The organism is Xanthomonas dyei, assembly GCF_002939865.1.
GTDB lineage: Bacteria > Pseudomonadota > Gammaproteobacteria > Xanthomonadales > Xanthomonadaceae > Xanthomonas > Xanthomonas dyei.
Window position 1 is genome coordinate 219,112 of sequence record NZ_MDEE01000002.1, and the last position, 17,417, is coordinate 236,528.

The following is a 17,417-nucleotide window of genomic DNA, read 5'->3' on the forward strand; positions in this document are numbered from 1 at the left end:
CAGCCGCTAATGTCCCCGCAAACCCCAAGCCAGCCACACCCGCCTGGACACTGCAGTTCGACCGCATCGATGCCGCGCAGGTACACGCGCTGTCGCTGCATCAATTGCGGATCGAAGGCGACGGCCAGCTGCAGCTCGGTCTGTTCAAGCAGTTGCGTGGTGGGCCGATGGAATTGTTTCCGTCGCGTGCCGTGTTCGACAACGCACGTGTGCACTGGGGCAAGAGCGAGGCGCTGCGCAACGGGCAGCTGCGCATGGAAGCGAGTATTGCGCGGCATGCGCCCGACCAGGCGCGCGGGCTTGCCTTGCTGCAGCTGACCGATGCGCTGGTGGCCGTGCACGGCGACACTGCGGCGCTGGATGTCACCCGCACCGCGCAGGGCCGCCACACGGTGGTCACGCGGCCGGGCAAGGGGCGTGCGGATGGCGAGTTGCGCTGGACGCGCGGTGCGTTGCAACCGGGCAGTCAGCTGCATTGGCGTGCGCCGCTGCACGACAGCACGCGCACGCCTGCCGCGTTGTTGGGCGAGCTGGCAGCGCAATTGCAGGTGGACGACAACATGCGCCTGACCGTGAGCATGCCCGAGCCTGCCGATGCCGGGCTGACGCTGGATGCCGACCTGCGCGTGCAGGGCCGGCAGTTGCCGCTGCACTCCCTGCGCGACCTGCTGCCGCGCACCTCCGGGCATGCACGGCTGCATTGGCAGCTGGCTTCGCTCAGCTGGATTCCTGCACTGTTTCCGGATGTCGACTGGCTCACCCTGGAAGGCGATGGCCTCGTCGATGCGGACCTGCGCATTGCGCGTGGCCAGCTCGGTGCGGGCAGCCGGCTGCAGGTGCCGCATGTGCGCGCGCATGTCGGCGTGATGGGGCACGCGATCGATGGCCAGGCCAGCGCCGATCTGCGCGTGGATGCCGATGCCAATGGCCAGCTGTTGCCCGCGCTCGCACTGCAGATGCAGCAGTTTTCGATCGCGCACAGCGACGCACTCGCGCGTCCGTTCGTGCAAGGCCGCGATCTGCGTCTGGAGCTGCAGACGCGCGCCGACGCACGCAACCTGACCAGCTTGCGCGATGCCACGCGTGCGCATCTGACCTTTGCCAATGCGCGTGTGCCGGATCTGCGTGCGTATAACCGCTATCTGCCGCAACAGCAGCTGCGCTTCGATGGCGGCAACGGTGTGCTCAGCGGCGATCTGCAGATCGAGCCCGGCGGGCGTATCGGCAAGGGCGGCTTGCGTGTCGGCGCACGCGCGGCGCGCCTGCAGTTTGCCGGGCTCGCCTTGCGTGGCGATGTGGATGCCGATCTGCGCCTGCAGCGTGGCGATTTGCGTGCAGAAAATTTTCGCCTCGATGCAAGCACGGTGCAGCTGCGCAATGTCGGGTTCACCGGTCCGGACGGACAGCGCCGCGATGGCTGGTGGGCGCGCATCGTGCTGGACGACACGCGCATGCAATGGCGGCAGCCGATCGGTGTGGATGGACGCGTGCGCATCCAGATGCGCGACCTGGCGTTCTTGATGGCGCTGTACGCGCGCGACCGCTCCATCCCCGGCTGGATGCTGCGCCTGGTGGATGCAGGGCAGGCGCAGGTGACCGGTCGTGTGCATTGGCAAGGCGATACCGTCATCGTCGATCGACTGCAGGCGCGCAACGATCGTTTCCAGGTCGATGCGCGCTTGCGTCTGCAAGGCAGCCAGCGCACCGGCAGCCTGCTCGCGCGCTGGGGTGTCGTGAGTGCGGCCGTCGGCCTGCGCAACGACACCCCCGAGTGGCACCTGCGCCGTGCGCCGGAGTGGTATCAGGCGCAGCCGGATCTCATCCGGTGACGCCCGGCCCGCCTGCGCTATGTGAAGAGAACTGGGTCAGTTCTGTACCGTCTGGTGTTGTTTTGCAGTGCAGCGTGCAAGTCGGATTCGGGGCGCGCACTATGATCCTGCATCCCGACGTGGGGGAGGGAGCAAAGCCCGCTGGCAGTTCGCTGCAAGCGGGCTTTTTTATTGCCTGACGTTTGGCCAGTCAAGCGTGTTCAGCACCGTAAGGCCCTGGATTTACGGCAATTCCAGCATCCACAGCGCGCTGCCGCCGGTGATGAACAGCCGCGTCTGCTCCTGGTCGAAGCTGCAGTTGGAGGCGGTGTGTGGGGTCGGGACCAGCCCCAGCAGGTGCCCCTCCGGATCGAAGATGCACACGCCGGCGCCGGAACTGCTCCATACCCAGCCCTGCCGGTCAACGCAAAAGCCGTCGGCCAGGCCTTGGGGCACCACTGCAAAGCGGCGTGGATCGTGCAGTGCACCATCGCGCCAGTCGAGTTTGGTGATCTCCGGCTCGCCCGGGCCGGTTTCCGGGGTTTGCGACACTTACAGCACGCGCTCGTCGGGCGAAAACGCCAGCCCATTGGGGTGATCCAGCCTGGCCATGCACTGCAACGCGCCGCCGTCGGGCGGTAGCCGGTAGACGCCGTGATAGTCCAGTTCCTGCGGGCCGGGGCAGCCCTGGCTGGGCTTGAGCAGGCCGAACGGTGGGTCGGTGAACCAGATCGCGCCGTCGCCGGCCACGATCAGATCGTTGGGCGAATTCAGCCGCTTGCCGGCGAAACGCCCGACCAGCAGATGCGCACGTCCAGCTGCATCGCTGCGGGTGATCGCGCGGCGGCCATGCTCGCAATGCACCAGCCGTTGTTGCGCATCCACCGCATTGCCGTTGGTGAAGGCGGTGGCGTCCAGCAATACGTCCACCGCGCCATCCTCGCGCCACCCGAGCACGCGGCGGCCCACCACATCGCTCCACACCAGCGTGCGCCGGGCCTCCCACCACACCGGGCCTTCGCTCCAGGTCGCCTGGTCGTACAGCGTGTGCAGGCGCGCGTTGCCCAGCCGTGCGGCCAGTGCGGGGTGCTGCGTGCTTGGCGGTGCGCACTCGGTTGGCGGTGGCGCCCCGGCCGGACGCACGCGGCAATGGCTGTCCATCAACGCGGCGCCTGGTGACCGAACGGATGCGCCACCGCCGCGCCGGGCGATTGCGCAAACTGCACCAGCATCTGAAAGCACGGCGCATCGCCGAGCTGGCCGGAACGGTGACCACGCGCATCGGTGGTGCCCTGGTCCTGGCCGAAATGGATATCGCCGGGGCCCATTTCCACCCGCGTGCCGTCGCCGGTTTCGATGAACCAGCGGCCGCGCAGCGGAATCACCCACTGCGGATGCGGGCTCTCGTGCCAATCGCCGACCCAGCCCACCGGCAACACCGCAAACTGGATGCCGAGCACCTCACCCGGGAACGGCCGCAGCCACTGCGGCGCGGCCCCACCGCCCACGCTCTTGCTGCCGAAACCCGGCAATTGCGAAAGGTTGAGCCGGCTGGCGCCATCCGGCCCGGTCCACAGATGCAAGAACGGCAGGCTGGGCGGTGAGGTCAGATCGGTGCCGTCGTTGTCCAGCGGAATCCGGGACGGCAGCAGCGCGTTGGGCAACAGCGTGGCGGACATGGCGGAGCCTCGTGCAAAAACCGCAGTGCAGCACGGCCGTCGTCAGGGCTCCGTCAGCAGAATGTTCACTGCTTGGAAATCGCGCGACTGCGTTACCCGCGACTGCTCCAATCGCTGGGCCGAGTGCGATATCTGTCTGTCTACCCGCGTTGTATGGAGTGAGCGTTCGTCGACGCGCTGCAGCCTGCAGCCCTCGCGCTGACCGTGTCGACGCTTGGTCTGGTGCTTGCCCGAGCGTGTCGAGTTCATCGCTGACATCGGTGTGCTGCGCTTCAAGGTCGAATCGACGCTGCGCCTGCGATGCGGCCTGTATGTTTCGGTGCCCAGGCACGGCGTAGCCCCGGTCGCGTGCTTGATCGACAGCGCGGTGTGCCGGCATCTCGCTGCGCTTGGCCTGCATCGCGCAGCGTGCAGGCGAGAGCGACAGCTGCATGCGGTTGCCGGGCAAGGGAGCGCGCGCCTACATGCCACTGTCGTGGCGGGATGCCAGAATCGGCGCATGTCGCTGCCCATCTCCTCCGCTTCTCCTGCGCTCACCGCTCTGATCGAGCGGGCCGTGGCGCGTGTCCGCCAGGCCGTCCCAGCCGAGCAACCCTGGCCCGGCGGCGATCTTGCGCCAGCGCTTGAACAGGTTGCGCTCGCCAGCGACTTCGCGCTGGAAACCCTGGCCCGCCAGCCGGCACTGCTGCTGCACCTGGCCCAGGCCGACCCACCACCGCTGCCGGTGCCAACGCTGGACCCGGCACAGCCGCAGGCCTGGGCGGCGCAGTTACGACGCTACCGCGCCGCTGAATCCACCCGCCTGGTGTGGCGCGACGTGCTGGGCCTGGACAGCGTGGACGCCACCCTTGCCGGTGCGACCCGGTTGGCGGAAACCTGCCTGCACTGCGCGCTGCAGGCGCTGGAGCAGCAGTTCGACAGCCGTCATGGGCAGGTGATGGCCGAAGACGGCAGCGTGCAGCGGCTGGTGGTGTTCGGGCTGGGCAAACTCGGCGGCGGCGAGCTGAATTTTTCTTCGGATGTGGATCTGGTCTACGCCTACCCGCAGGGCGGGCAGTCCACCGGCGCGCGCCCGTTGGCGGCCGAGGAATACTTCGCGCGATTGGGCCAGCAACTGGCCAAGTTGCTCGACGAAACCACCGCCGATGGGTTCAGTCACCGCGTGGATCTGCGCCTGCGCCCGTTCGGCACCGCCGGCCGCGTGGCGTTGTCGTTCACCGGCATGGATCAGTATTTCCAGCGCGAAGGCCGCGATTGGGAGCGCTATGCCTGGCTGAAGGCGCGTGCAGTGGCCGGCGACATCGCTGCCGGCGAGGCCTGGCTGGAAACGCTGCGGCCGTTCGTCTACCGGCGCTATCTGGATTTCACTGCACTGGACGGCCTGCGCGACATGAAGGCCGCCATCACTGCCGAAGTGGCGCGGCACGACCGGCTGGACGACATCAAGCGCGGGCCCGGCGGCATTCGCGAGATCGAATTTCTCGCGCAATCGCTGCAGCTGATCCGCGCCGGACGCGAGCCCGCGCTGCGCGAGCGGCGGCTGTTGCCTGCGTTGCAGGCGCTGGTTGCCGCAGGCCAGATCGAAGCGGACAACGGTGCCGCATTGACCGAGGCGTATCGCTTTTTGCGCCGTCTGGAAAACCGCCTGCAGATGTTGCGCGACGCGCAGACCCATGCGTTGCCGCAGTCGCCGCTGGACCGCGAGCGGATTGCGTTGGGCCTGGGCTACGCGGGCTGGACTGCGCTGCTGGACGCGCTGGCCCCGCATCGCAGTCGGGTGGCGGCGGAGTTTGCCGAGTTGCTGGCGCCGCGCGTGCGCGCCACCGCGCCGGATGCGCTGGCCGATTACTGGCGCGCATTGCCCGAGGGCGATGCGGCGCCGTTGCTGGGCATCGGCTTGCACGATCTCGCCAACGCGCATCAGGTGTTGAGCGATTTTGCGCAGTCGTCCGGCGTGCACGCACTGTCCGATACCGCGCGGGTGCGGCTCGATCGGGTCATGCCGGCGCTGCTGCACGCGGCCACGCGCGCCAGCCAGCCCGATGCGGCGGTGCGGCGCATGCTGGGCCTGTTGCAGGCCACCTTGCGCCGCACCAGCTATCTGGCGTTGCTGGACGAGCAACCCAGCGCGCTCGCACGCCTGGTCGATGTGCTCTCGCGCAGCGCGTTGCTGGCCGAACGCCTGGCCGCGTATCCGCTGCTGTTGGACGAGTTGCTCGACACCCGCATCAGCGGGCCATTGCCGGATCGCGCGGCCCTGCATGCGGCATGTGCCGATACGCTACAGATCGACGATACCGAAGCGGCCTTGCGCGAACTCAACGAGCGCCGATTGGCGCTGAGTTTTCGCATCGCGCTGGCCACGCTCGATGGCCGCCAACTCGCGGTGGACAGCACCCGCCAGCTGGCCTGGCTTGCCGAGGCGGTGGTGCAGACCGTATTGCAGCTGGCGCGGGTCGAACTGGTCGCCGCGCACGGGCAGGTACCCAGCGTCAGCTTTGCCATCATCGGCTACGGCAGCCTGGGTGGGCTGGAACTGGGCTTCGGCTCGGATCTGGACCTGGTGTTTCTCTACGATCATCCGCGTGCGGTGGAAAGCTCCGACGGCAAGCGGCCGCTGGAAGCCGGGCGCTGGTTCGCACGGTTTGCGCAGAAGGTGATGGCATTGCTGTCTGCCGAAACCGGCGCCGGCCGGCTCTACGACATCGACGTGCGGCTGCGTCCGGACGGCGGCAAGGGTGCGCTGGTGTCGTCGCTGGCCAGCTACCGCGAGTATCAGCGCGAACGCGCCTGGACCTGGGAGCATCAGGCGCTGGTGCGCGCACGTGCAGTCGCGGGCGACGCCGCGCTGTGCCAGGCGTTTGCGCAGGTACGCCGCGAGACGCTGGCGCGCGTGCGCGACACTGCGCTGCTGCACGGAGACGTGCGCAAGATGCGCGCACGCATGCGCGCCGAACTCGATCGCAGCGATGCCGGCCGGCTGGATCTCAAGCAGGGCGCCGGCGGTCTGGTCGATCTGGAATTCCTGCTGCAGGCCGGTGTGCTGGGCCAGGCGGCGCAGCATCCGCCGTTGCTGCAGGTCTGCGACACGCCCGCACTGATCGATGCACTGGTGCAGGCGCAGTGGTTGCCCGGCACTGCCGCGCAGGCGCTGCACGATGCACATGCCACGCTGGTGGATGCCGGGCTGGCCTGCACGCTGGACCGGCGCCCGCGCCTGATCACGCCAACTGCCGCCATCCAGCAGGCCACCGGCAGCATCTTTGCGATTGCGCAGGCGCAAGGCCTGGCGTTCCCGCGCGGCAGGGACGCACCGCGTGGGTGAGGAGGCATTACGCGGTGATGTGCAGGTGATTCACAGCGCCGCCTGCGTGCTGCCGCTGGCACAGGACGCCAGGCGCAGGAGTGGCTCAGCAGGAGATCGAGGCCCGCGTCGGCGAACGGGGCCGGCAAGGTCTGCAGCAACGGCAGCACGCCATGCGCAGCGGAGTTGATGCCTGTTGTGGTCGCCCGCCTCAGTGCGGCGGCGGTGCCGCAGCCGCGGGGGCCGCACGTGCGATGGTGGCGGTGAAGCTGGCCGAGCGTGTCAGCGCCTGTGGGTTGGACACGATCCGCCCCAGTCGCACCAGATCGCGCGATGGCGTGTAGCCGCGGTAGAACACCGCCAGGTTGCCCCAGGGCACGTAATACATCAGGTCGCCCACCTGCGCCGGGCCGGCAGGGCCGACTGCGCTCAGGTCGAGCTTGGTCGGCAGGTAGCTGATCTTTTCGCTCGCATGGAAGTCTTCGAACGACACAGTCATCGGCAGCCGCGAGAGCAGGTCGCGCGTGGCCGAGTGATCGACCAGCTCCGCTTCGACGACGTCATCGCCGATGGTCAGGGTGATGCGCATTGTGCGCTCCGGTGTATGTGGGGTGGTCACCGCCGGTGGCGTTGCAGCCGAGCAGGCGGTGACCAGGAAGGCGCACCCCAGTAATAGGGTGCGTAGGCAGGCGCTGGGGCGAAGGATCGGCATCGGCGCTGTCCTCGTGGGTTACTGCAGGTGCTTGCGAAAGAAGGCGGTGAGCGTGTCGAACGGAATCAGCTCCACGCGATCGTACAAGTCCACGTGTCCTGCGTCCGGCACGATCACCAATTGCTTGGGCTGGCCAGCCAGACGGTAGGCCTCTTCGCTGAACTCGCGTGAATGTGCCTTCTCGCCGGTAATGAACAGCATCGGCCGCGGCGAGATGGTCTCGATGTCGTTGAACGGGTAGAAGTTCATGAACTTGACGTTGCTGGTCAGCGTCGGCCGTGTGGTGTGCTCGGGCGACTGGCCCTTAGGCGTGTACTGCCCGCGCGGTGTCCGATAGAAATCGTAGAACTCGCGTTCGATCGGGTTGGACTCCGGCGTCAGCGCCAGGACCGTGCCGCCGGTGTATTCCACCGGCCCGCCGCTGAATTCGACTGAGCGCTGTTTTGCGGCCGCGGCGATGATCTGCTTGCGCTGCGCCAGGCTGAGCCCATGACGCAGGCCGTTGCGGTTGGCCGCGCCCATGTCGTACATGCTCACCGTGGCGATCGCGTGCATGCGTGGGTCGATCTTGGCCGCGCTGATCACGAAGCTGCCACTGCCGCAGATACCCAGCGCACCGATCTGCTCGCGATCGACAAACGTCTGCGTTTCCAAGAAATCCACTGCCGCACTGAAGTCTTCGGCATAGATGTCCGGCGACACCGCGTTGCGCGGTTGCCCTTCGCTTTCGCCCCAGAACGACAGGTCCAGGGACAGCGTCACAAAGCCCTGTTCGGCAAGTTTGGTGGCGTAGAGATTGGCGCTTTGTTCCTTGACCGCACCCATTGGATGCCCGACCACAATGGCCGGATGCCGCTTGCCGGTGTCCAGACCCTTGGGGACGAACAGGGTGCCGGCCACGGTCATCTGGTACTGATTCTTGAAGGTGACCTTTTTCATGGTCACCGCCTCGCTGGTGTAGAAATTATCGGCACCGTGGGACATGTCTGCTCCTAGCGTAGTGAATGAAACGAGCAAGAGCACCAGAAGGAGGATGCGCAGTTGCATGGTGTGGCTCTCATGAAGGGTGCACGCCGCCCGCAGCTGTGTGCCGCTGCGGTTGCGTTTGCCGGTGGATGACGAGATGACGTGTGCGGCCAACGGGCGACGCCGTGCGGGCAGTGGCATGGCCGCAGCACTGCTCTTTACGATGTCGCCGATGACTGCAGTGCATCACCGTGGGCGGTCGGCGCCGCAATGCATGCAGCGTCGCGCCATTGGTTGTTTATTGCGCGTTTGCTGGCCTACCTGCTGCAGCGGGTGGGCGTTGCTGCCGCCGTGGTGCATCTTGCGGTGGCCTAATGTAGGTCAAGCGATGCGCTAGAGCATTAGCGCCACGCGCATGCCTTCATGTGCGTGTTTCATGAGTGCTGTGATGTGCCGTGCGCATGGCAAGGTGGGGCGCCTTGGCGCCATGCAGGTGGTGGGTGCTGACGCATGCGCAGACTGCGTGTCTGTGGCATTGGCAAATCGTTTACAGCGCAGATGCCCATGCGCAGGCTGCGAGAGCGCAATCGTGAGTCAGCTGGTCGCCCGAGGTGCGCTGCGCCAGAGCAACGCGCGGAACGGCCCGAGCAAGAGCACGCCCATGCCCAGCTTCACCGCCAGATCGCCAGCGGCCCAGCTCACCCACGGCAGCGATGCACCGGCAAAGGCGATGCTCCAGAACAGTGCGGTATCCAGCGTGGCGCTGCAGGTGGTGGCCACGATCGGCGCGCGCCACCAGCTGCCGTAGCGCAGCCGGTCGAACACGGTGATATCCAGCAACTGCGCCGCGATAAAGGCCGTGCACGAGGCCGCCGCAATGCGCGGTGTCGCCAGCCAGATCGACAACAGCACCGCCAGTGCGAACCCGCACCAGGCCACCGTGCGTGCTGCGCGTGGGCCGAAGCGGCGATTGATCAGATTGCTGACCAGAAACGCCAATGGGTATGAAAACGCGCCCCAAGTCAGCCAGTCGTTGATCGGGTACTGCACCAGGATGTTGGACAGCAGCACCACCGCGCCCATGGCCAACACCGCCCACGCCAATGCGCGCGCAGTGAGTGGGGTGTACGGCGTCGGCGAGGTGCTGGACATGGCAGTGCGGCAATGACAGAAAAATACGGATTATCCGCGCGTTGACGCAGGCGGACCAGTGCGCAGAGCCGCACGTAGAATCCACGGCGGCTGCTGCAGATTGAAACGGCGTGGTGATGAGGGGATGGACCCAGCACGGTGGAGTGACGTCGTGTGAGTCGCTTGCGTTCGCGCGACCGCGATGCCTGATCGATTCACCGTGCCGCTGCGCTGTCATTTGACCGCATGCGGTGCGCCACCAGTGCCAGCACGCCCGCACGCAAACGCCACCAAGACATCGCCAATCGGCGTACACACTGTTGCTACCTGCAGCGTGATTGGCACGCTGGCAACTGCGCACATGCCAGGCATCGTGCGCTACGGGTCTGCAACTGCGCACGCCGTACGCATCGGTGACCATCAACACGTCTTCGCGCAGGTAGTTCGGCAGACGGTGGAAGATGTGTCTGCGTGCGCCGCGCTTAGCACCGTATCCGCAGACGGGAGGCGTCAGTAACGCCCCATCCTGGCCGACGACAGCATCTACAAGCAGCTTGCCGGCATCACCAGGTCTTGCTGCTGTTCTGCGCAGCGGATTCTGCGGTCGGCACGAACGCCAGCGCCTGGCCTTGTGGCGACTGCACCGTCCAGCCGGCGCCGGCCGGGCTTGGCTGGAAGGTCACCGTCTCGCCAACGCGAAAGCCCGCAGCCGGGTCGTCCTCGCGCGCCGGCCAGCGCAGCAGGGCGGTGTTGTCGGCTTTTTCTGGATCCTGCAACTGCACTTCGCAGCCGCCGTCGGTGGTTTTCTCCACCGACTTGACCCGCATCGGCGGCAACGGCCCTGCGGAGGCCTTGTTCGATGCGTGATCGAGTGCTTCCGAGCCTGCTATCGCACTATGGCCCAGCGCCAACGACACGAAGTACGGTGCGGAGATCACCAGAATCGCCGACATCGCAGAGGCATCGCCGCGGGTGATCGTGGTCAAGCCTGCGTTGGCCGGCATCGGCTGACCGAACGAGACGGCGAGCAACAGCCCGAGGAAGGTAAATCGAGAAGGGATGTTCATGGAGACGCTCCGTGCGTGGCGACGCGGTGTGGAATGGACTAGTCCTGCTGCAGCACCTGTTGTTGCTGCAGGAAATCGAACACGGACTCGACCGTGATCACCGAATAATTGCCGGAGAGACGTTCGCTTGCAGGATGGTCGGTTACCGCGGCATTGGCGACGAAAAAACGTGCGCCAATGCGCTTGCTCAGATCCAGATGCAAGCGGGTGGGCTGGTAACCGTTGTGCTTGAGCCAGGCTTGCGCGCTGCGTCGATCGCTCACCGGCGCAGGTGTCGCATCTGCTGCCGTGGTTGCCGCCATTGCCGCCGCCAGCACCTCGAGCACCCATTGGTTGGAGTTCTGATACTCGGTGGAGAACGGGTAGGCAATTATGCTGTAGCGCGCCTCATGCAGCGCATGCGCCAGCGTGGCCGGGTCCTGCAGCAAGGTGCGTAGCTGCCGCTGCAGCGCAGGTGCCAGCACGCCGACGCGCAGATCTGCAGTGAGGGCGGTTTCGCCGATGAAGTTGCTCAGACCTTCGTGATACAGCGCGGAGTTGTCCGACTTGCAGTGATTGAGCAGGTGCTTCACTCGCCATGCGCCGTCGTCCTCGCGTAGTGCGAAGGCCAGATGGCTGTGTTTCAACCCATAGCGGCTCAGATCCTGGCCGCCGCGTGCCAGCAGCACCACCTGCGCACCGTCCACGGCGTCCAGCGTCTGCTGGGTGGATCTGGCCATGTCGAACATCGCCGCCAGCGTGGCGGGGGTCGGATAGTGCGGGGTGCAGACCGGCGCGGCAAAAGCGGGCAGTGCGCCCGTCAAGGCGATGAGCAACGACGCCGTTGCAAGCCACCTGCGCTGCTTAAGTTCGAATTGCATGGGGGTCGATCGTCCGTGTGGTTGCCCCGTGGCAGCCACGGCGACACCATCATACGGTCAGGCGCTCGCGCACCAGCGCGGCGATGCGCTGGGTTTCGCGCAGCGGTTGAAGGTGTGACGGCGTTACGAAGACATCCGCTGCATCGCATAAACGGCCATGCGACAGCAGTGCCCGCACGTACGTGGCAATCCGGCCTTGCGCCTGTTCGGCAAACGCCGCCGTTACCGGTACCCTCGTGGCGCAGGCTTCGGAGAGCAGGTTGACCGAGTCGGCGCTGGCCACGATCGCATCGGCCCAGCCCAGCAGCCCGGCGTACGGGTTGGGGCCGTCGCGGTCGTCGCACCACAGCAGGTGCGGTAAGCCGCTGCAGATCGCACGCAACGGGGCGATTGCCTCCGCCGGCGTGCGGCGTGAGACGGTGACCAGCAGGCTGCCGCCGGCGGCGTGCAGTTGCTCGCGCAGTGGCGTGCACAGCGCGGTCAGTTCCTGCGTTGTCCATGGCACCTGCGCGGTGGGTCCGCCGACCAGTAGCGCCAGCCGCGGGTCGGGCAGGCGGCCCAGTGCCGGGAACGCGGCGCGCCCGGCCGCCAGCCAGGCATCGTCCACCGGGTGCAGGCTGCCGAGCAGGGTGAGCACGTTACTGCCGCGTAGCGCGTCGTGCTCGGGCACGATCAGCAGATCCCAGTGGCGGGCATCCAGGCGCGGGTCCAGGATCTGCACGCTACGGCTGCCGCGCGCGTGCAGCAGCCGGGTGGCCAGCGCTGCCTGGCGGCCACAGCCGATGGCCAGGGCGGGGGGCTGCTGCAGTTGCTGGGCAAACGCTGCGCCAAATGCGCGTTGTGCGCCGGGTAGCAGACGCGGCGCCGCCCAGCGCCAGGGCGGCTGCGTGTGCAGATGGATCGGCTGGAAGGCCTCAGGTTGCAGTGCCCGCGCCAGCGCTTCGGCCTGGCGCGCATTGCCGGCGCGGCCGTCGCTCAGCGCCCAGGTCACCGCCATCGTTTCAGATCCGACATAGATTTGTTTCAGATTGAACGCGTGTGGCGGCAATCGCGCCACTCTACACTGCGGGTCTTCACACTGGTGCCGACGCCGCAGCTTACCGTCGCGCCATCCCTTCTTCTGGAGTGCTCATGTCCGACTCGCTCAACGCCGCCGCACTGGATCAGCTGTTCCGTACCGCCCGCACGCAAAACGCGTTTGCCGACACGCCGGTCAGCCAGGACGTGCTGCGTGAGCTCTATGAGCTGGTGAAGTGGGGTCCCACCGCCGCCAATAGCTCGCCGGCGCGCTTTGTGTTCGTGACCAGCGCCGAGGGCAAGGCCAAGCTCAAGCCGGCGCTGTCCGAAGGCAATGCGGCCAAGACGCTGGCCGCGCCGGTCACGGTGATCGTGGCGCACGACGAAGACTTCCACGAAAAGCTGCCGTACCTGTTCCCGCATGCCGATGCCAAGAGCTGGTTCGACGGCCCGCGCGAAGGCCGCACCGAATCGGCGTTCCGCAACGGTTCGCTGCAGGGCGCTTATCTGATCCTGGCTGCGCGCGCGCTGGGTCTGGATGCCGGCCCGATGTCGGGCTTCGACAACGCCAAGGTGGATGCGGCGTTTTTCGCCGGCACGCCGATCAAGTCCAACTTCCTGATCAATCTTGGCTACGGCGACCCGGCCGGGCTGTTCCCGCGTTCGCCGCGCCTGAGCTTCGATGAAGCGGCGCGCTTTGAATAATCGTCCGCATTGAGCGGCACCGCGTGTGACGCATCCGGTGTGACATCAACGCTGCAGCGTGTCTGCCCGGCAATCGCTGTGCGTCGTCATTGGCGCCGCCCGGTGTGGGGCGCGCTATGGTTTGCTGCATCGCTGTGTTTCGTCGATCAAGCGGCCGTGCTCACGCGCAAGTGAGCGCGGCCGATGCCCGGAAGCGGTGGATGTCACCTGTCCACTGCGCGTTCTGAGCCTGCCGTCCTTCGCCGTCTGACCACTGCGGTGCAAGATAGGTTTGCCGTTTCCACTTTCCTGCAGTCCTCGTCCGTCTGCGTTTCGTCCCATCCGCGTTGATCCAACGCGTCTCTCATCACATGGAGTTCCAATGAAAACCACCCACAAGCTGCTGCTGCCGCTCGCCCTGACCCTGGCCATCGCCGCCTGCTCCAAGCCGGCCGACAACGCCGCCACGCCGGCCGCCGAAACCCCGGCCGCCACCGCACCGGCCGATGCCGCTGCCACCACTCCGGACCCGGCTGCGACGCCGGCTGCCGCGACCGCTCCGGCCGTGGAAGTGGCCTCGGGCACCTACACCCTGGACCCGAGCCACACCGACGTGCTGGCGCAGTGGAGCCACTTCGGCTTCTCCAACCCGAGCGCGCATTTCGGCAATGTCGACGGCACCCTGGTGTACGACGCGGCCGACGTGACCAAGTCCACCGTGCAGGTGACCCTGCCGCTGTCCGGCTTGAACAGCTTCACCGCCAAGTTCGACGAGCATCTGAAGATGCGGTGACTTCTTCGACGCGGCCAAGTTCCCGACCGCCACCTTCAAGAGCACCAAGGTCGAATCGGCCGGCGCCAACAAGCTGACCGTCACCGGCGACCTGACCATCAAGGATCAGACCAAGCCGGTCGTGCTGGACGTCACCCTCAACGGTGCCGGCGAGCACCCGATGAAGAAGGTGGCCGCAGCCGGTTTCGACGCCACCACCACGATCAAGCGTAGCGACTTCGGCGTGGGCCAGTACGCCCCGAACGTCAGCGACGAGGTCAAGATCCGCATCACCACCGAAGCGCTGCAGGCCAAGGCCGGCGACGCTGCTGCGAAGTAATTAAGCGGTTGCTCGCATTAGGGCCCGCCATTGGCGGGCCCTAATTTTTTCGGGCAAATTTCAAGTGTCTAAGCTTTGAGAGAGTCGCCTCTGATCAGATGGCTTGCTCGATTGGAAGCAGATAGATCTGAACGCTGTAATCGCCGAACGTCGCAGTCGTGTTTCCTGCAATATTCATTTCCGCGAGGGTTTTCCCTTTTGCGTCTGCCAGAACAAGTGCGTAGATGTCCCCAAATCGTGGGTCGGTACGGATAATTGATGCTTTTACGCGGTATTTTCTGTTGTCGGGTAGAACCAGGACGGGCGAAATTTCGCCAGGACTTAGCTCAAGGTCAACGTCTCTTCCGCTCAAATCACCTCGAACCTTCACCTCTAATATCTGCTTCTTCGGTATTGCCCGATGAAGGGCGGTGGTGTCTTCTTGCTGAGCCGAGTAAGCAGCGATAGGCGATGCTGCAAAAAGCACGATGCCGACGGCCACTCTTAAATAGCGGCGACGTTGATCTGCCTTCATATCTTTCATGGGAAGCCTCTCGATTGAGTAGCTCCATCCGGTGACAAGCACCTATCAGATAAATGTCTATGGGGTCCTGACGCTTGCGTTCTAGCAAGCGCACTTATGACTGTCAATGGCTGTTGTGTTTGCCTGCTTGACGTTGTGGTCGAATGTAACTCCGCACTTTTGATAATCGTGCTGGCCGGTATTCTTTGCATCTCATGCCGTCTTCCAAGCCGCGTTCGTACGTATCAAGCCCACACGTCATGCCCGAATACGTTTGAACAGCTTGAGCCGGTCGCGACTGAGCATCGATGCGTTACCAGTCTTGAAAGCCTCACCGTGGAGCGGTGCGCAACCGCGCGAGATGTCATCCGGAGGCCATGCTGCCAAACCAGGTGCGGAACCATCCCAGGTCATATCAAGGTGCATGCGCCGTACCACGCCTTTGAAGGCGGTGATACGTCAGAACCGCCGCGATCAAGGCGGTTCTCCCAAGTCAGTCCAGGACTTATGCCTTGAGGTCTCTGACTCTGAACGTCGACAGCTCGCCAGATGTGAATTAGTTTTTGGCTGCCCTCGATTGATCGCCAGAGGCGGGAACATTTGGCCTCACTCTCCGGCCGGATCCGCTTTCCAATACCCCTTCGCGCGGATCCACTCCTTGTCCACGCCGATGTGCTCTTCCACAAACTTGCGCATGGCCCGCGCGCGCATCGATTCGGCGCCGATCCAGTAAAACGTGTCGCCGTCGTGCGGCTCGTAATCGCGCAGGCTGTCTTCCAGCAAGGTGCTGCTGGCCGCATCGAAGCCGTTGCGCTCCAGCCAGTACACAGCGACATCGGCGGCGCTGATCAACTCCTGCCGCTCGTCTGCATCGGCCACTTCGATAAAGACCTCTGCCTGCATGTCGGCCGGTATCGACTCCAGCCAGCGACTGATCGCGGGCAGCGCGGTTTCATCGCCGATCAGCACGTAATGGTCGAAGTCGTCGGCCACCAGAAACGAGCCGCGTGGGCCGCCGATCTTCAGCGCATCGCCGGGCTGCGCCTGTGCGGCCCAACTGGATGCCACGCCATCGCCATGCAGCACGAAATCGATACTCAGCTCGCCGCTCTGCGGGTCGAACGCGCGCGGGGTGTAATCGCGGCCGTGGGAGGGCAATGCGCCTTCGGCGTAACGCGGTCCTTCTGGGGTCATGGTCGGCAGCACGAAGGCGCCATCGGCATTTGGGAAAAACAGTTTGACGTGGTCGTCCGGCGCTTCGCTTTGAAAACCGGCCAGTTCGCTACCGCCAAAGACAATGCGGCGCATCTGCGGAGTGATCGATTCGCAACGGACCACGTGCACGGAGCGCAGGCGCGAGTCGCGACGAAGTTGGGTATTGGTGTGTGCAGCCATGGGGGGCGATTCCTGATGGTGTCGCGCACAGAGGCGCGGCGTGGGGGGGGAGCAGGTACGGCGGTGACACGATGGATAGCTCAGAGCGGCTAACACGACGACTGCGCTCAGTGCCAGGCGGGGGCCGCAGGTGCTCGGTGCTGTATGTAGTCCTCGTAGGCTCTGGTTCTGGGTGCGCTGTCCATGTCTAGTTGACGATTTTTTGCTGCTTTTTACCGGTCTAAAACTTGCTGATTGCCAAGACACCGCTGTTTTTCTTCCCGCTTCGAGGTGTTTCTTCCTGCAGCTGGAGAAGGTGACGCGTAGTTGTAGGTGGAGGAAGTTGAGCGACATCTTGTGTGGTTGAAATGTTCATGAAGCTTCGCGCCGTACCCTCACCCCAACCCCTCTCCCGAGGGGAGAGGGGCTTTAGCAACGCTCGCAACATCGGGCGACGGAACGAACACCCAACGGAACTTCCGATCAACAGAGCAGCCAATCAACTCAACAGAACGACCGATCAACAGAACCGGCCAGCAGACTCGCTGTCGCAACATCGCAACATCGCAACAACGGCCAACGGCTGCCGTCGACGCTGCAACACCGCTCAGTGCTCGTCCTGCTCCATGCCGTCGGCGGCGGCGTTGAGCAGTGCGGCAATCCGTTCGATGTCTGCTTCGCTCCATTGGCCGTGGCGTGCAAACAGGCCGTGCTTGATGCGGTGGATTGCCTCGCGGATGGGTGCGGGCGTCTGCGCCTTGATCAGCTCGCGTGCGCGGCGATGGGTGCGCGCCAGTGCGGCATCCAGGGCGTCGCGCTGATCGCCGGCGTAGCTGCGGCCGGCGTCGGTGATCCGATACCGCTTGCGGCCCTGTTCCAGATCGGTCTTCACCCAGCCATCGGCTTCCAGCTGCGCCAGCGCCGGGTAGATCGCGCCGGCGCTGGGCGTGTACAGGCCTTTGAACAGCGCGGTGATCTGCCGCATCAACTCGTAACCGTGGCGTGGGTGCTGTTCGATCAAGGCCAGCAGCAGCAGGCGCAGATCGCCATGCCCCAGCGGCCGGATGCGCGCGCTGCCGCGCCCGGAGACGTTACCGTCGGCGGCATCCAGATCGGTCAAGACCGCATGGTGGCGAGGGTTGGGTTTCATTCGATATATCGAAGCATGCAAAAACGATATATCGAAGTGCGGGCGGCCGCA

At 65.4% G+C, this 17,417-nt stretch carries 12 protein-coding genes and 3 pseudogenes; 4 read left to right on the plus strand and 11 right to left on the minus strand.

Annotated elements, in window-relative coordinates; genetic code table 11:
* Positions 1-41: 41 nt before the first annotated feature.
* Positions 42-1,829 (plus strand): annotated as a pseudogene (locus tag XdyCFBP7245_RS03540) (hypothetical protein); the annotation flags it as partial.
* Positions 1,830-2,051: 222 nt separating this feature from the next.
* Here XdyCFBP7245_RS03540 and XdyCFBP7245_RS03545 read toward each other — a convergent pair.
* Together XdyCFBP7245_RS03545 and XdyCFBP7245_RS03550 are read right to left on the minus strand one after the other, a co-directional pair.
* Positions 2,052-2,969 (minus strand): annotated as a pseudogene (locus XdyCFBP7245_RS03545) (SMP-30/gluconolactonase/LRE family protein).
* Positions 2,969-3,487, minus strand: a complete 519-nt coding sequence (locus tag XdyCFBP7245_RS03550; RefSeq protein WP_104614409.1) for a cupin domain-containing protein — start codon at positions 3,485-3,487, stop codon at positions 2,969-2,971. The pseudogene XdyCFBP7245_RS03545 and the gene XdyCFBP7245_RS03550 overlap by 1 nt, the downstream one beginning before the upstream one ends.
* A 499-nt stretch (positions 3,488-3,986) precedes the next feature.
* On the opposite strand from XdyCFBP7245_RS03550, the gene glnE reads away from it, so the two are divergent.
* Positions 3,987-6,812 (plus strand): bifunctional [glutamate--ammonia ligase]-adenylyl-L-tyrosine phosphorylase/[glutamate--ammonia-ligase] adenylyltransferase, encoded by a 2,826-nt coding sequence (gene glnE / locus XdyCFBP7245_RS03555; protein WP_104614410.1) that lies wholly within the window; start codon positions 3,987-3,989, stop codon positions 6,810-6,812.
* 190 nt (positions 6,813-7,002) lie between these two features.
* On the opposite strand, the gene XdyCFBP7245_RS03560 is transcribed toward glnE, so the two are convergent.
* The 6 genes from XdyCFBP7245_RS03560 to XdyCFBP7245_RS03585 all read right to left on the minus strand — a co-directional run bounded on the left by XdyCFBP7245_RS03560 (position 7,003) and on the right by XdyCFBP7245_RS03585 (position 12,524).
* On the minus strand, positions 7,003-7,503 hold the full coding sequence (locus XdyCFBP7245_RS03560) for a cyclophilin-like fold protein (protein ID WP_104614411.1): 501 nt from the start codon (positions 7,501-7,503) through the stop codon (positions 7,003-7,005).
* A gap of 18 nt (positions 7,504-7,521) precedes the next feature.
* Positions 7,522-8,550 carry an alpha/beta hydrolase gene (locus XdyCFBP7245_RS03565; protein WP_104614455.1) on the minus strand — a complete coding sequence of 343 codons (1,029 nt, stop codon included), beginning with the start codon at positions 8,548-8,550 and terminating at the stop codon, positions 7,522-7,524.
* Positions 8,551-9,063: 513 nt separating this feature from the next.
* Positions 9,064-9,621: a VUT family protein gene (locus XdyCFBP7245_RS03570; protein ID WP_104614412.1), complete on the minus strand. Its 558-nt coding sequence runs from the start codon at positions 9,619-9,621 to the stop codon at positions 9,064-9,066.
* Positions 9,622-10,163: 542 nt separating this feature from the next.
* On the minus strand, positions 10,164-10,667 hold the full coding sequence (locus XdyCFBP7245_RS03575; protein ID WP_104614413.1) for a hypothetical protein: 504 nt from the start codon (positions 10,665-10,667) through the stop codon (positions 10,164-10,166).
* A gap of 38 nt (positions 10,668-10,705) precedes the next feature.
* Positions 10,706-11,527: a DUF2145 domain-containing protein gene (locus XdyCFBP7245_RS03580; RefSeq protein ID WP_104614414.1), complete on the minus strand. Its 822-nt coding sequence runs from the start codon at positions 11,525-11,527 to the stop codon at positions 10,706-10,708.
* Between the two features lie 49 nt (positions 11,528-11,576).
* Positions 11,577-12,524 (minus strand): mitochondrial fission ELM1 family protein, encoded by a 948-nt coding sequence (locus XdyCFBP7245_RS03585; RefSeq protein WP_104614415.1) that lies wholly within the window; start codon positions 12,522-12,524, stop codon positions 11,577-11,579.
* 134 nt (positions 12,525-12,658) lie between these two features.
* On the opposite strand from XdyCFBP7245_RS03585, the gene XdyCFBP7245_RS03590 reads away from it, so the two are divergent.
* On the plus strand, positions 12,659-13,249 hold the full coding sequence (locus tag XdyCFBP7245_RS03590) for a malonic semialdehyde reductase (RefSeq protein WP_039424579.1): 591 nt from the start codon (positions 12,659-12,661) through the stop codon (positions 13,247-13,249).
* Between the two features lie 361 nt (positions 13,250-13,610).
* A pseudogene (locus XdyCFBP7245_RS03595) lies at positions 13,611-14,340 on the plus strand (YceI family protein).
* 94 nt (positions 14,341-14,434) lie between these two features.
* On the opposite strand, the gene XdyCFBP7245_RS03600 reads toward XdyCFBP7245_RS03595, so the two are convergent.
* The 3 genes from XdyCFBP7245_RS03600 to XdyCFBP7245_RS03610 form a co-directional block, all read right to left on the minus strand.
* Entirely contained in the window at positions 14,435-14,863 is a 429-nt protein-coding gene (locus XdyCFBP7245_RS03600) for a hypothetical protein (RefSeq protein WP_244907755.1), read from the minus strand.
* A gap of 585 nt (positions 14,864-15,448) precedes the next feature.
* Positions 15,449-16,237: a siderophore-interacting protein gene (locus tag XdyCFBP7245_RS03605; RefSeq protein WP_104614416.1), complete on the minus strand. Its 789-nt coding sequence runs from the start codon at positions 16,235-16,237 to the stop codon at positions 15,449-15,451.
* 586 nt (positions 16,238-16,823) lie between these two features.
* Entirely contained in the window at positions 16,824-17,366 is a 543-nt protein-coding gene (locus XdyCFBP7245_RS03610) for a PadR family transcriptional regulator (protein ID WP_104614417.1), read from the minus strand.
* Between the last annotated feature and the right edge of the window lie 51 nt (positions 17,367-17,417).

Coding starts and splice junctions, on each gene's coding strand:
- XdyCFBP7245_RS03610 (WP_104614417.1), bottom strand. CDS start 17,366: ATGAAACCCAACCCTCGCCACCATGCGGTCTTGACCGATCTGGATGCC.
- XdyCFBP7245_RS03565 (WP_104614455.1), bottom strand. CDS start 8,550: ATGCAACTGCGCATCCTCCTTCTGGTGCTCTTGCTCGTTTCATTCACT.
- glnE (WP_104614410.1), top strand. CDS start 3,987: ATGTCGCTGCCCATCTCCTCCGCTTCTCCTGCGCTCACCGCTCTGATC.
- XdyCFBP7245_RS03585 (WP_104614415.1), bottom strand. CDS start 12,524: ATGGCGGTGACCTGGGCGCTGAGCGACGGCCGCGCCGGCAATGCGCGC.
- XdyCFBP7245_RS03600 (WP_244907755.1), bottom strand. CDS start 14,863: ATGAAAGATATGAAGGCAGATCAACGTCGCCGCTATTTAAGAGTGGCC.
- XdyCFBP7245_RS03570 (WP_104614412.1), bottom strand. CDS start 9,621: ATGTCCAGCACCTCGCCGACGCCGTACACCCCACTCACTGCGCGCGCA.
- XdyCFBP7245_RS03590 (WP_039424579.1), top strand. CDS start 12,659: ATGTCCGACTCGCTCAACGCCGCCGCACTGGATCAGCTGTTCCGTACC.
- XdyCFBP7245_RS03580 (WP_104614414.1), bottom strand. CDS start 11,527: ATGCAATTCGAACTTAAGCAGCGCAGGTGGCTTGCAACGGCGTCGTTG.
- XdyCFBP7245_RS03560 (WP_104614411.1), bottom strand. CDS start 7,503: ATGCCGATCCTTCGCCCCAGCGCCTGCCTACGCACCCTATTACTGGGG.
- XdyCFBP7245_RS03605 (WP_104614416.1), bottom strand. CDS start 16,237: ATGGCTGCACACACCAATACCCAACTTCGTCGCGACTCGCGCCTGCGC.
- XdyCFBP7245_RS03575 (WP_104614413.1), bottom strand. CDS start 10,667: ATGAACATCCCTTCTCGATTTACCTTCCTCGGGCTGTTGCTCGCCGTC.
- XdyCFBP7245_RS03550 (WP_104614409.1), bottom strand. CDS start 3,487: ATGTCCGCCACGCTGTTGCCCAACGCGCTGCTGCCGTCCCGGATTCCG.